The organism is Paenibacillus pinisoli (assembly GCF_003605435.1).
Classification (GTDB): Bacteria; Bacillota; Bacilli; order Paenibacillales; family Paenibacillaceae; genus Pristimantibacillus; species Pristimantibacillus pinisoli.
The window spans coordinates 30467-43911 of the sequence record NZ_QXQB01000002.1 but is presented as its reverse complement, the minus strand read 5'-3'; the positions used below and the strand labels follow the sequence as shown (position 1 = coordinate 43911).

Annotated in this window: 13 protein-coding genes; all 13 read left to right on the top strand. The window is 52.4% G+C overall.

Going from position 1 to position 13445, the window contains the following annotated elements:
- The first annotated feature begins 102 nt into the window (after positions 1–102).
- The 13 genes from metA (at position 103) to D3P09_RS07610 (ending at position 13431) form a co-directional block, all read left to right on the top strand.
- Positions 103–1026: a homoserine O-acetyltransferase MetA gene (gene metA / locus D3P09_RS07665; RefSeq protein WP_120110580.1), complete on the top strand. Its 924-nt coding sequence runs from the start codon at positions 103–105 to the stop codon at positions 1024–1026.
- A 48-nt stretch (positions 1027–1074) separates the two neighbouring features.
- Positions 1075–2232, top strand: a complete 1158-nt coding sequence (locus D3P09_RS07660; protein ID WP_120108686.1) for a PLP-dependent transferase — start codon at positions 1075–1077, stop codon at positions 2230–2232.
- Between the two features lie 186 nt (positions 2233–2418).
- Positions 2419–3555 carry a cyclic dehypoxanthinyl futalosine synthase gene (gene mqnC / locus D3P09_RS07655; protein WP_120108684.1) on the top strand — a complete coding sequence of 379 codons (1137 nt, stop codon included), beginning with the start codon at positions 2419–2421 and terminating at the stop codon, positions 3553–3555.
- Between the two features lie 167 nt (positions 3556–3722).
- Positions 3723–4646 (top strand): putative sporulation protein YtxC, encoded by a 924-nt coding sequence (locus tag D3P09_RS07650; protein WP_120108682.1) that lies wholly within the window; start codon positions 3723–3725, stop codon positions 4644–4646.
- Positions 4647–5066: 420 nt separating this feature from the next.
- Positions 5067–7001 carry a threonine--tRNA ligase gene (thrS, locus tag D3P09_RS07645; protein WP_120108680.1) on the top strand — a complete coding sequence of 645 codons (1935 nt, stop codon included), beginning with the start codon at positions 5067–5069 and terminating at the stop codon, positions 6999–7001.
- 69 nt (positions 7002–7070) lie between these two features.
- Positions 7071–7628: a 3D domain-containing protein gene (locus D3P09_RS07640; protein WP_120108678.1), complete on the top strand. Its 558-nt coding sequence runs from the start codon at positions 7071–7073 to the stop codon at positions 7626–7628.
- 58 nt (positions 7629–7686) lie between these two features.
- Entirely contained in the window at positions 7687–7854 is a 168-nt protein-coding gene (locus tag D3P09_RS27600) for a hypothetical protein (protein WP_165867352.1), read from the top strand.
- 132 nt (positions 7855–7986) lie between these two features.
- Positions 7987–9375 carry a methyl-accepting chemotaxis protein gene (locus D3P09_RS07635; RefSeq protein WP_120108676.1) on the top strand — a complete coding sequence of 463 codons (1389 nt, stop codon included), beginning with the start codon at positions 7987–7989 and terminating at the stop codon, positions 9373–9375.
- A 178-nt stretch (positions 9376–9553) separates the two neighbouring features.
- Positions 9554–10588 (top strand): cell wall-active antibiotics response protein LiaF, encoded by a 1035-nt coding sequence (liaF, locus tag D3P09_RS07630; RefSeq protein ID WP_165867351.1) that lies wholly within the window; start codon positions 9554–9556, stop codon positions 10586–10588.
- Between the two features lie 7 nt (positions 10589–10595).
- A complete protein-coding gene (locus tag D3P09_RS07625; RefSeq protein ID WP_120108672.1) occupies positions 10596–11630 on the top strand; it encodes a sensor histidine kinase in 1035 nt (344 codons plus the stop codon).
- Positions 11627–12292 carry a response regulator gene (locus tag D3P09_RS07620; protein WP_120108670.1) on the top strand — a complete coding sequence of 222 codons (666 nt, stop codon included), beginning with the start codon at positions 11627–11629 and terminating at the stop codon, positions 12290–12292. The genes D3P09_RS07625 and D3P09_RS07620 overlap by 4 nt, the downstream gene beginning before the upstream one ends.
- Positions 12293–12361: 69 nt before the next feature.
- Positions 12362–12775 (top strand): YugN family protein, encoded by a 414-nt coding sequence (locus D3P09_RS07615; RefSeq protein WP_120108668.1) that lies wholly within the window; start codon positions 12362–12364, stop codon positions 12773–12775.
- A 146-nt stretch (positions 12776–12921) separates the two neighbouring features.
- The gene (locus D3P09_RS07610) at positions 12922–13431 is read left to right on the top strand and encodes a hypothetical protein (protein WP_120108666.1); all 510 of its coding nucleotides are present in this window, start codon (positions 12922–12924) and stop codon (positions 13429–13431) included.
- Positions 13432–13445 lie beyond the last annotated feature (14 nt).

Sequence of the window (13445 nt, the reverse complement as noted above, 5' to 3'; positions counted from 1 at the left end):
GACGGCTCTTGCAGAGTACACGACCTTTTCTCACGCAGAAAGGGTCTTTTTTGTTTGTCGACTTCTAATGACCAATCATTGATTTTTAGGAGTGTGATGGAAGTGCCTATCAAAGTACCAGACAACTTGCCGGCGAAGGAAATACTAAGCAATGAGAACATATTCGTCATGGATGAGAGCGTTGCCTACCAGCAGGATATCCGGCCGCTGCGTATTGCCATACTGAACCTGATGCCGACGAAAGAAACAACGGAGACGCAGTTGCTTCGCCTGATCGGCAACACTCCTCTGCAAGTGGAGGTTGTATTGCTGCACCCGAGAACGCATCAGTCCAAAAACACGTCTGCCGAGCATCTGGAGTCGTTCTACAAAACGTTCGACGAGATTTCCCATCAATATTTTGACGGCATGATCATTACTGGCGCTCCTGTGGAGCATCTGCCGTTCGAGGAAGTGAACTACTGGGAAGAGCTGCAGGAAATTATGGAATGGACGAAACGCCATGTCACTTCGACCTTCCATATCTGTTGGGCCTCTCAGGCTGGTCTCTACCATCATTATGGCGTGCCGAAATACAATCTGGATTTCAAAATATTCGGCGTATTCCCGCATACCGTTACGGAACAGAAACGAAATGTGCAATTGCTCAGAGGCTTCGACGAGCTGTTCTTCGTGCCGCAATCCCGCCATACGGAAGTGCGCAGGGAAGATATCGAGCCGATCGAGGAGCTGGAGATTTTGTCGGAGTCCGCAGACTCGGGCATCTATATAGTAGCTTCGCGCGATGGCAAGCAAATTTTTGTCACGGGGCATTCCGAATACGATCCGACCTCGCTGAAGTTTGAATATGACCGCGATGTAGCGAAAGGAATGGAGATTGCGCTGCCGAAAAATTATTTCCCGGGCGATAACCCGTCCTGTATGCCGCTCTCCACATGGAGAGCGCACGCGAATCTGTTATTCTCCAACTGGCTGAACTATTATGTGTACCAGCAGACGCCTTATGATCTCGGCGCCGGCATCTAGCATTGTGTTCAAACCTCTAATACATGTTAAGGGAGTTGCGAAGTTAAGATGAAAATCGAAAGTCACTTGGCTCAAATCGGTTCCGTGCAGGAGCCTGTTACGGGAGCGGTCAGCTTCCCCGTCTATCAAGCTACGGCATTTCGCCATCCCAAGCTGGGACAAAGCACGGGGTTCGATTACGCAAGAACCAAAAGTCCAACCAGAGCTGTGCTGGAGGAAGCGGCAGCTAAGCTGGAGTCCGGTGACGCCGGATTTGCCTGCAGCTCAGGCATGGCGGCTTTGCAGACGATCTTTGCTTACTTCAGTCAAGGCGATCATTTGATTGTTTCCCTGGATCTATACGGCGGCACCTACCGTCTGCTGGAGCGCATTATGTCCAGATTCGGAGTAACGGCTTCCTACGTCGATACCAATGACATCGACAGCATGTCCAGCTTGCTGCAGCCTAACACGAAGGCCGTGCTGATCGAGACGCCGACGAATCCCCTAATGATGATTACCGATCTGGAGCGCGTAAGCGCATGGGCCAAGTCGAAAGGCCTTCTGACCATCGTCGACAATACGCTGCTCACGCCTTACTTGCAGCGCCCGATCGAGCTTGGCGCGGACATTGTCATTCATAGCGCGACCAAATATTTGGGCGGCCATAATGACGTGCTGGCGGGCTTGATTATTACAAAAGGCGAGGAATTGTCGAAGCAGATGGCGATTCTACATAACTCCATTGGCGCAGTGCTGGGTCCGCAAGATTCCTGGCTGCTTATGAGAGGCATGAAGACGCTGGCGCTGCGGATGGAGAGACATCAATACAATGCGACGAAGATCGCGGAGTATCTGCTGGAGCATGAAGCGATTGAGGATGTTTTTTATCCTGCGCTGCCTCATCATCCGGGCTATGACATTCAGAACAAGCAATCCTCCGGCAATACCGGCATCTTCTCATTCCGGGTCAAGGATGCGCGTTATGTGGAGCCGATTCTGCGCCATATCAAGCTGATTGCCTTCGCAGAGAGCCTTGGCGGGGTAGAGTCGCTGATGACTTATCCTGCGGTACAGACTCATGCCGACATTCCAGAGGAGATCCGGAAGGCTGTCGGGGTGGATGACCGTTTGCTGCGCTTCTCCGTCGGCATCGAGCATGTCGATGATCTGATTGAGGATTTGGAGCAGGCGCTGCGCGCGGCCAAGCATGAGATCGACGCGTAATATAATAGAACGCGCATACAGACACGGCAGCCATTCGAACGGCTAGTGCCGTGTCTGTCTTCTTTTTATAAATTTCGTTAAATTGCCATAATGCTTTTGTACCGAATGGATGACTAGCCTTCTTGATCTATGATAGGATTAAGTATTGCTACTTATTCGATTGAACACGTTAAGGAGGTCTTGCGGATGAGCGCGATAGACCGTATATTGGACAAAGCCCTGAGCGGCGAAAGATTAAGTCTGGAAGACGGAATGGAATTGCTCGCTTCCGATCAGATCGAGAAGATGGGACATGTAGCCAACCAGTTGATGCTGAGAAAGCATCCTGAGCCGATCACGACATTTGTGGTAGGACGCAACGTCAACTATACGAATGTTTGCGACGTATATTGCCGCTTCTGCGCCTTTTACCGCGCGCCGGGCTCGAAGGAAGGTTACGTACTGGATGACGAAGTCATTTTAAATAAAATTCAGGAGACGGTTGATGTAGGCGGTACCGAGATTCTGATGCAAGGCGGTACAAACCCGAACTTGCCGTTTACGTATTACACGGATTTGCTGCGCAAAATCAAAAATCGCTTCCCGAATATTACGATGCACTCGTTCTCGCCTGCGGAAATCCAGAAGATGAAAGTGGTGTCGGACGGATTGTCGCTGGATGAAGTCATCTCACAGCTGCATGAAGCGGGGCTGGACTCCTTGCCGGGCGGCGGCGCGGAGATTCTGGATGACCGCACACGCAAAAAAATCAGCCGGATGAAAGGCCCGTGGACGGATTGGATGGATGTCATGAATTCCGCCCATCGCCACGGCATGAATACGACTGCGACTATGGTATACGGTCTCGGCGAGACGATCGAGGAACGGGCGCTTCATATGCTGCGCATCCGCGATGAACAGGATAAGGTGCTTGCGAACAACTATCCGACGCCGGGCTTCATGGCCTTTATCTCCTGGCCGTTCCAGCCGGACAATACGAATCTGAAGCTGGAGAAGGCGAAGCCGGAGGAATATCTTCGTATTGTCGCGGTCAGCCGCATGATGCTGGATAACATCAAGAACTTCCAGTCCTCTTGGGTAACGATGGGACCGGAGATGGGCAAACTCAGCTTGTCTTACGGCTGCAATGACTTTGGCAGCACGATGATCGAAGAGAATGTCGTATCGGCGGCAGGCACAACGCATAAGGTGAATATCGATCTTATTCTTCAATTGATTCGCGAAGCAGGCAAAATTCCGGCTCAACGCGATACCAAATACAATATCCTCCGCATGTATCATGAATCGGAGAAAGCGGAACGCGACTTTATTATGCAAAATTAACGCTCCATACGGATCAGCACTTATGATTAGACCGCCCGATAAGGCCTTTTGGCCGCCCGGGCGGTCTTTTATATTATGATGCGGTTGCTGGCCGCCATGCCAAACTCTTCTTTGTATATACGCTGCCTGCGGGCCATATACTGTAACGGAAGGAAAGGGGTGAGCGCATGGATTTGTTCAGAATCGCAATGCATGATGAGGAAACAGTCGAGTGCCTGCAGTCGCTGCTTGAGGAACAAGTTAATGCTGATTTACATAGGTCGGCCAGGGAAAGCAGTCTTCCGCTCGTTCAATTCGTGAAGGAGAAGGAGGCTGTTCGCTGCACCGCCCAGCTTCCGCAATTTCAATTGAAGGCTGACGGACCTTTCTTATATAAATCGGCGGCTGGAGCAGTGGCTGAATATGTGATCAGCCATATGGAGCCGGGCTTGCTCTCGTCGATTATCCGCAAGAAATACCAGGGCAATCCGTCCATGGATGCCGTTGTGATCGAGAAGTATTGCCATGATCTTCTGCACGGCAAGGAGTGGGAGGGGCTTGGCCACCGCTTTCAGGAGGCGGATCGCGCGAGGCGCAAAGGAAAAATCGCCGACGAAATCGAAAAGTATCTTGAAGTGGAGACTGAGCTGAACCTCAGCGGCTTGCTGACGTTCCGCCTGCGCAGCTATCGCAAGGAGCTTACCGAGATTGTGGAGTATGCGCTGGATGAGTACGTGCTGGATAAGCAGTACCAGGAGTTTATCTCACTGCTGAAATATTTTGTCCAATTGCAGGAGTCCAAAGTGCCGCTTGTCCATCTGGTGCACAAAGGCGGACATGACTTTATGCTGTACAATGAAAGCTTCCAGACGCTGGAGCCGAAGCCGCCGTCGGACCGGATCGTTGCGGAGATGCTGGAGACGGAGATGAATATCGAGGATATGGTTATCAGCTCGCTGATCTCGGTATCCCCGAAGCAGATCATGATTCATACCCGCAATCCTGACATGCAGGTTATTCGGACGATCGAGACGATATTCGATAACCGGGTAAAAATATGCGTGAAATGCCCTTCCTGCTCCAGTACGCTGGATGAGGTTGTGCAGCCTTAAGGTGATGGTCGCTGGTTAAGAGCCCTTGCACCCTTGACCATTTTCTCTTATCGGTCTATAATGATGCTGATAAACATTGCAACAGCCATGACCAGAGTCATGTGTCTGCCAGATGCGCTTGGACCAGAGAGAGGAATTCCAGCTGAAAGTTCCTTCCTAGACGCGGGCAGATGTACCCCTCTTGTAGCTGTATGGATGAACCTGCAGAGAGATCTGCGGCTGTAAGCCATACCGGATATCTCCGTTACCAGATGAATACGAGGACTGCCGCACCTGTTGGTGCAAGAACCGGACAATCGGCAGTTGAAGTAGGGTGGAACCACGAGCTGACAAGCACTCGTCCCTTTTGCGGGATGCGTGCTTTTTTTGTTGCGTTCCTGCGGCTTTGCTTGCAATAGACCAATGGGAGGATGAAGGAAAATGAGTATTAAAGTAACGCTGCCGGACGGCGCTGTCCGTGAATATGAAGCCGGCACAACAATTGAAGACGTAGCGGGTTCCATCAGCTCTGGCCTCAAGAAAAACGCAATTGCCGGCAAAATCGACGGCAAAGTCGTTGATGTATATACGCCGATCGAGCAGGATTCGGCAATCGAGATCGTGACAGTCGAGTCGGCGGACGGTCTTGAAGTATACCGCCACAGCACAGCGCATTTGCTGGCGCAGGCGCTGAAGCGCGTCTATGGCAACAAAGCGGTGAAGCTAGGCATCGGCCCAGTTATTGAAGATGGCTTCTATTACGATATCGACATGGAGCATTCCTTGACGCCGGACGATCTTGGCGCAATTGAGAAGGAAATGAACAAGATTATCGGCGAGAACCTGGAGATCCGCCGCAGAGTCGTTAGCCGCGACGAGGCGCTGGCTATCTTCACGGAGCTTGATGATAACTTGAAGCTAGAGCTTATCCGTGACTTGCCGGAGGATTCCGTGATTACAATGTACGACCAGGGCGAGTTCTTCGATCTGTGCCGCGGTCCGCATCTGCCGTCGACGGGACGGATCAAAGCGTTCAAGCTGCTTAGCGTGGCGGGCGCTTACTGGCGCGGCGACTCCAAGAACAAGATGCTTCAGCGTATTTATGGCACAGCTTTCCCTAAGAAAGCGCAGCTGGACGAGCATCTTCATTTCCTGGAGGAAGCGAAGAAGCGCGACCACCGGAAGCTGGGCCGCGAGCTGAAGACGTTCACGTTCTCCCGCGAGGTAGGCCAAGGCTTGCCGCTGTGGCTCCCTAACGGAGCCAAGATCCGCAGAACGATGGAGCGTTATATCGTAGATCTGGAAGAGCGTCTCGGCTACGAGCATGTGTATACGCCTGTTCTGGCTAACGTAGAGCTGTACAAAATTTCGGGCCACTGGGAGCACTATAGCGAGGACATGTTCCCTAAGATGGTGATGGACAATGAAGAGCTGGTGCTTCGTCCGATGAACTGTCCGCATCATATGATGGTCTTCAAGAGCGACATGCGCAGCTACCGCGACCTGCCGGTTCGGATCGCCGAGCTTGGCACGATGCACCGCTACGAGATGTCTGGCGCCCTCACTGGCTTGCACCGCGTTCGCGCGATGACGCTGAACGATGCCCATATCTTCTGCCGGCCGGATCAGATCAAGGAAGAGTTCGCGCGCGTAATTAACTTGATTCGCAAAGTATACGAGGACTTCGGCATTAAGGAATACCGCTTCCGCTTGTCCTACCGCGATCCGAAGGATACGGAGAAGTACTTCCAGAACGACGAGATGTGGGAGATGTCCCAGCGCATGCTGCGTGAGGTAGTCGAGGAGCTGGGGCTTCCGTTCTTCGAGGCGGAAGGCGAAGCGGCATTCTACGGACCGAAGCTGGACGTGCAGATCAAGACGGCGCTCGGCAAGGAAGAGACGCTGTCGACTGCACAGCTGGACTTCCTGCTGCCGGAGCGCTTCGAGCTGGAGTATGTCGGCGAGGATGGCAAGAAGCATCGTCCGGTTGTTATCCACCGCGGTATTATCAGCACAATGGAACGCATGACGGCATTCCTGCTTGAGAACTTCGCAGGCGCGCTTCCGCTGTGGCTGTCGCCGGTACAAGCTAAGATTATTCCGGTATCCACAGCTTACGAGGCTTACGCTCGCGAAGTGGCGGAGAAGCTGCAAGAAGCGGGCATTCGCGTAGAGAGCGATCTGCGCAACGAGAAGCTGGGCTACAAGATTCGTGAAGCGCAGTTGGAGAAGATGCCTTACATGCTTGTTGTTGGCGAGAACGAGATGCAATCCGGCTCCGTCTCCGTCCGCAAACGCGGTGAAGGCGATATCGGCGCCAAGTCGATAGCTGAGATCATCGAATATTTGCAAGGTCAAATCGCATCCAAAGCGTAGGCGGCAGCTAGCCCGCGCATAAAGCTTGAACCATCAGGGCAATATTCTTCTGAGGAGGAGTTTGCCCAGATGGTTACAAGCTTTTTTCTTTGCTCAAAAAAGTGGATGGTTATGCTTATTGCGCTCGTTACAGCACTTGGAGCGCCGATCGCATACAGCGCACCCGCCGATCATGCAGGTGCCGGCCATTCCGCACAATCGAATCCAACAACAGCTGCACTAGATGTTATAGAGGTAGTGGCTACCGGTTATACGGCAGGCGTCGAATCGACGGGCAAGCGTCCCGGCCATCCCGGATACGGCATTACGTATTCAGGGGTAAAGGTCAGACGGGATCAGGTCTCGACCATTGCGGCTGACCCCAAGCTGTTCCCGATTGGCACGCTGCTGTATATTCCGGGATACGGCTACGGAGTCGTAGCCGATACCGGCTCTGCCATCAAAGGAAACCGTATTGACCTGTACTTCGAGACGATTAAGGAAGTGTACGAACAATGGGGCAAGCGCAAGGTGGAGGTTCAGGTGCTGAGGCGCGGAAGAGGCAAGCTGACTCAATCGTGGCTGAATGAAATCAACCAGGCGGTAGAGGCCGGCAAGCCGATTCCCCAGTCTTACCTAGAGTCGTAATTTCTGCATAAGAAGCCGAGCGCTTGCCATACTAAAGGTGAACGGGGAGGTGAAGACCATGACAAACAAAAACAAAAACAAAGTAGCACAAAACCAAAACCAAAACCAAAACAATCAATACAATGCTGAATTCGCTGAGGAGTTCAACCAAAATAATGCAGCTAACAATCAAGCTGCTAACCAAAATGCGAACCAAGCAGCTCAAAACAATCAAAACCAACAATAATGTTAGTTATTGTGACGTAAGTCGCAAAAAGGAAGAGGAACCGGGAACGGTTTCTCTTTTCTTTTGTCTAATACTGGATTATAATGTAGGGAAATCTTACATAACACACGAAAGAGGGGCGGTCCTAGAGACATGCGAACTGCAGCCCGATGGTTTTCCCGGAATACGGAGCTTGAGCAGGCAAAGCCGGAACAGCAGACGAAGATGGTTACGTTGCTTCATGAATCCGTCGTCATCTCCGACCAATTGAATGCGGCAGTAGATGAAGTGGAAGGGGCGATTCAACAGCTTACCGATATAGCCGATCGTTCCGCGGCTCAGGAGCTGATGCTCAGGCAATCCAGCACAGGCGCAATGAGCCGGATGGAGCAATCATTCTCCGCGTTGCAGGAAGTGGCGGCTGCGGCGGAGCAGATTAGCGGGGCATCGTCCCGGCTCAAGGGCAAGAGCAATGAGGCCAAGGAGCTGGCGCTGGACGTCAGCCGCTCCTTGGAGGCAGCGAATGAAGTCATGAATCAGCTTATCAGGCAGAATGAAGAGATGGATGCACATATCCGCGAGCTGATCGAGCAGACCTCCCATGTCAGCGAGATGAACTCGCTTATCCAAGCGATTGTGTCCCAAACTTCCTTGCTTGCCCTTAATGCAACGATCGAGGCCGCGCATGCCGGCGAATACGGCAGAGGCTTCGCGGTTGTTGCCGACCAGATCAAGAAGCTTGCCGAGCAAAGCGGGGAAGCGGTCAGCAGATCGTCGCAAGTTGTGGAGCAGATCGAGTCTGGTGTAAGGCAGGTAATACGGGCGGTCGATGAAGAGAAAACCTCGGTTGGACGCGGCGCTGAAGAGATGAGGTCGATGCATGTCAGACTGGATGAAATCTTGACCAAAATATCCGAAGTGGACGAGCTGGCCGGAGATACTGACGCAGCGAGCGCGAGACAGACAGAGCATATGGCTGGCATGACCCTTATGCTTAAGGAGGTCGTGCATTCCGTCAACGAAACTGTTCTTAGTGTAGATGATACGCTTAAGATGACGGAGATGCAGCGGGAACAAATTGCGAAGCTGGGCCGCGTTAAAGGCAATTTGGGCCGCTCGTCGGGAGAGCTGGTGAAGGCCATCGACAATGTAGGCATCAAGCATACAATCAGCAAGGCGATGGGCAATGTAGCGGCTTTGCAGCAATGGCTGAAGCAAGCTGCCGCCGACAGCAGGCTTCGTTCGTTAGCAGAAGAGGAGCACCAGCTTCTGCTGGCCGGGCTCCTTCGCTCCAAGCCGGAGATTGAGGCCATCTGGTCGAATCGCAAGGATGGTTCCTTTATCGTATCCTTGCCTGAGGCCGGCCTGCTGAATGCGAAGGTCAGGGAGTGGTGGAGGCGGGCGATAGAGGGCCACGCCTTTCAATCCGACATTTATGTATCCGCAATTACGAAGCAATTGTGCATGACGATCTCTGTGCCGATCTTGGATGAAGCGGGACAGCCGATAGGCGTCATTGGAGCGGATATGTCGATACAATAGCAAGTATGCCGTCATTGCTGTGGCAGTGGCGGTTTTTTTGTTACTTTTTGATATGTAAATATATACCAGACACATCGGTCTCGAGACTGAGATGAAGTTCAATCGGCCGTCCCTTATGCGACAGACGGGCAATCAGGTATACTAGGTGTATAAATTGAAGGGCATGGGAGTTGGCGACATGAATGGAAACTTCGCAAGCCGGTTGCTGACCGGACTTGTCATCATTTCGTTGGGATTAGCGTTTTTACTTAGACAGCTGGGTTACTTGGAATTTAGCATCGGAGACGTCTTCTCGACTTTCTGGCCGTGTATCCTTATTTACTTTGGATTGACGCAGATGCTGAGCGGCCGAAGCCATGGAGGCTCTGGCTTGTGGGGAGGTTTAATGGTTATCCTGGGCCTTGTATTCCTGGGCAATAACCTGGATTTCTTGACCTGGTCCGTCGGAGACATTATTCCGTTTCTGATTCCGGTCATTATTATTTTCGTCGGGCTTCGCATGATCTGGAGTCCGCGCAAGAAGCGTCAGACGCCTCCTGCTGATGAGTGGCAGTCTTACCGGCCTTATCAGGATGAATCGCCTGTGCCGCCGGCCCCGCCGCTTCACCCGGATCCGACAGGAGTAGACCCCGCGGAGCAGCTGGACAAAGACGAGAAATATAGCGGCGAGAAATCAAAATCGCAATCGAAGCATAAAGAATTTGGCTCGGGCGAATTTGACGGCACTTATGGCTCGGATGGAGGATACAGCAAATACAAGAAACGGAGCAAGCAAGCGGGCTGCTACGAGAATGGAAACAAGGAGCATGTGGAGTGGTGGAACCATGACGCAAGCACAATCAATCGCTCCGGTTTTATCGGCGACATTCATATGGGTCATGATTATTGGGAGCTGAAGCCGGTGAACATCTCCCACTTTATCGGAGATACCGTGCTTGATCTGACCAAGGCGCAAATTCCGTTCGGCGAAACCAGAATTACGATCTCTTCCTTTATTGGAGATGTGAAGGTCTATGTGCCGAATGATTATGAGGTTGGCGTGCAGGTCGTATCCACCGCATTCATCGGAGATGTGAAGGTGCTCGGCCAGAAGGATGGCGGTTTGTTCACCAATGTCAATTTGAAGTCGCCGCACTATGCGGATGCCGACAAACAAATCAAGATCGTCATCAGCACCTTTATTGGCGATACGCGTGTGACGAAGGTAGGGTGACGCGGGCATGATGGTACGATTCCTGCGCAGCGGCAAGTGGGAGCTGATCGGCATGTTCGTTCTGTCGTCCGCTGTCTCGGTGCTGCTGGCAACGCTATTATGGAATGCAGTTGTGAATCAGTTTACTTCAGTAGAGCTTAAGCTATGGTCCGCAATCCTCATCCTGCTGGTGAGCGCGGGGTTCGGCTATTGGGCAGCGCAGCGGTTCGGCCAGAGGCTGGACACGCTGCATTTGTCCTTAAAGCAAGCGGTGAATGGCAACTATGAGGTCCGCATTACGGAGCAGGGTCATAATTCTTTTGTGCCGGTCTACCGGGAATTCAACGAGCTGGCCGAACAGATGCAAGAGAAGATGAAGCTGCTGCAGCAGATGGGGGAAGAGAAGGTGCTTACGGAAGCGGCCTCCAACGAAGCGGCAGTATTAGAGGAGCGCAAGCGGCTGGCCCGCGATCTGCATGATACGGTCAGCCAGCAGCTATTCGCTATCCACATGTGCGCCTCTTCTCTGCCGAAGCTGCAGCAAGTCGATGCAGAACGCGCCAAGTCTGTGCTGGACCAGCTTATTCAGATGTCCAATCTGGCGCAGAAGCAGATGCGCAACTTTATTGCCCAGCTGCGGCCGATGGAGCTGGAGGGCAGGACGCTGCAAGAAGCGCTGGACAAGTGGTTCCCTGACTATTGCCGCCAGAATGGCTTGCAGGGCTCGATGGAGTGGAGGCTCTCCGAGCAGCTTAGCGAGGCGAAGGAGCATCAGCTGTTCCTGATCGTGCAAGAGGCGATGGCGAATATTGTGAAGCATGCGGGTGCGGGCAGCTGTACGCTGACGCTGGCGGATACGGAGCGGCAAGTCGTCATGATGCTGGTGGATGACGGCAAGGGCTTTAAGGCAGACCAGGTGAAGGGCGGCTCCTATGGGTTGTCCACCATGCAGGAGCGGGCGCAGAAGCTGGGCGGCAGTGCCGATATTGTCAGCAAAGTTGGCAGCGGCACGAGAGTGAAGGTAACGATTCCGAAAATATACCGGGGAGAGCAGAGCCGATGAATGGATCAGATATGATTAAGGTTATGATTGTCGACGACCATGATATGGTCAGAATTGGACTTCGCACTTATTTGATGCTGGAGCCGAAGCTCGATATTATCGCGGAAGCAGGCAATGGGCGGGAAGCGCTGAACTGGCTGGAAGCCAGATCGGAGGAGGAGCGCCCCGACATTATTCTGATGGATCTGATGATGCCGGAGATGGACGGAATCGAGACGACTCGCGCAGTCATTGCCAAGTATCCTAATATGAAAATCGTGATGCTTACCAGCTTCCTTGAGGATGACAAAGTATATGGCGCTATTGAGGCTGGGGCAGTCAGCTATGTGCTGAAGACGGTATCGGCGGAAGAGCTGATCTATGCGATAAACGGCGCGTTCAAAGGCATGCCGGTTATGACGACGGACGTATCGCAGGCTTTGACGAGAGGGCTGCGGCAGCGCACAGCCCAGTCCGGCGATGAGGAATTGACGGAGCGGGAGAAGGAAGTGCTGCTGCTGATTGCAGACGGCCTGTCTAACAAGGAGATTGCCGATGAACTGCATATTAGCATCAAGACGGTCAAGACTCATGTGAGCAACCTGCTAATGAAGTGCGAGCTGGAGGACCGGACACAGCTGGCGGTGCTTGCTCACCGCAAGGGCTGGGCGAATCGCGCATAGCATAACGGGAGTGGACGGCGGGCATACTACCTTTTAGCAAATACGGAAAAAAGGCTGGAGGTATGCCGCATGATTCCTATCGCCTCTGAAGTGGAAGGCATGGAGAAAAAATTTACGGAAATGCAGGTGCTGCTGGCGGAGGATAAGTTCACGCTCGGCGGCAATTGGGATTATGACAGCGGCTCGTTCGACCGCGCGCTAGATGACGAGAATAAGGTATGGCTGCGCATCCCGTTCCAGGTGACGGACGGCAATATCGACAGCGAGCTGTCGGAGAACAATGCCATCATCCGCTTCGGCACGCCTTATGTGCTTCGGCATCTATACCAGGAGGGCAACGATCCCGAAGCGTCATTCCGGGTGGCGGGCGCCCTGTTCGACCAGTTCCAGGCCCCGTCCGACCCCGATGCGCCGGTGGATGACCGCTGGACGGAACGGGCGAAGGAGATCATGGGCGAAGTCGATCGTTTGTTGAAGCGGTGAACTGGATAATAGGGTGAATAGAGCTCTCTGGCCGCAGGCTAGGGAGTTTTTTGTTGTTTAATATGGTTGCCGTGAAAATGGTATTCAACTTTTTAACGCAAATGAACGTACATAAGATATAACAATGAATTATTGGAGGTGCTTGCATGAGAGCTTTGATCGGACTATTGCTAATTGCGAGCCTTATAAGCGGCTGCACGAATCAGGGGAATAGCAAGCTTGTATCCGCCATTTCAGCTGCCGAAGCTTACAAGAGGACCCAACTCGAAGCCGACTTCTTCGAGTATTCGGATGAAGCAATGCTGGAACAAATAAGAAGCAGGGAAGATCAGCTTCGTCCGTTAACGACGGATTCGTTTTTCCAAAAGAAATCAGCGGATCGTATGTTCGTCTATGCACTGGATATCGCACAAATTAAAAAAAAGGATCTCCGACTATCGGACCTGGCATTTGAAGAACGTGAAACTGATGATTCCTCAGTAATAAAGCTGAATTATGAAGGCTTGCTTGAAATTGGCGATGAAAACATGGCTGTCTCCGGACGCATAGAGCTAATTGAGGATGGGGAAAAGTGGAAGGTCAAATATGATTCCTACAACTTAAAGGATTTCATGAAAATAATAGATGACAGCATTCTTGAGCGGGCGGCACGGTAGCTGTCCGCCTTGCC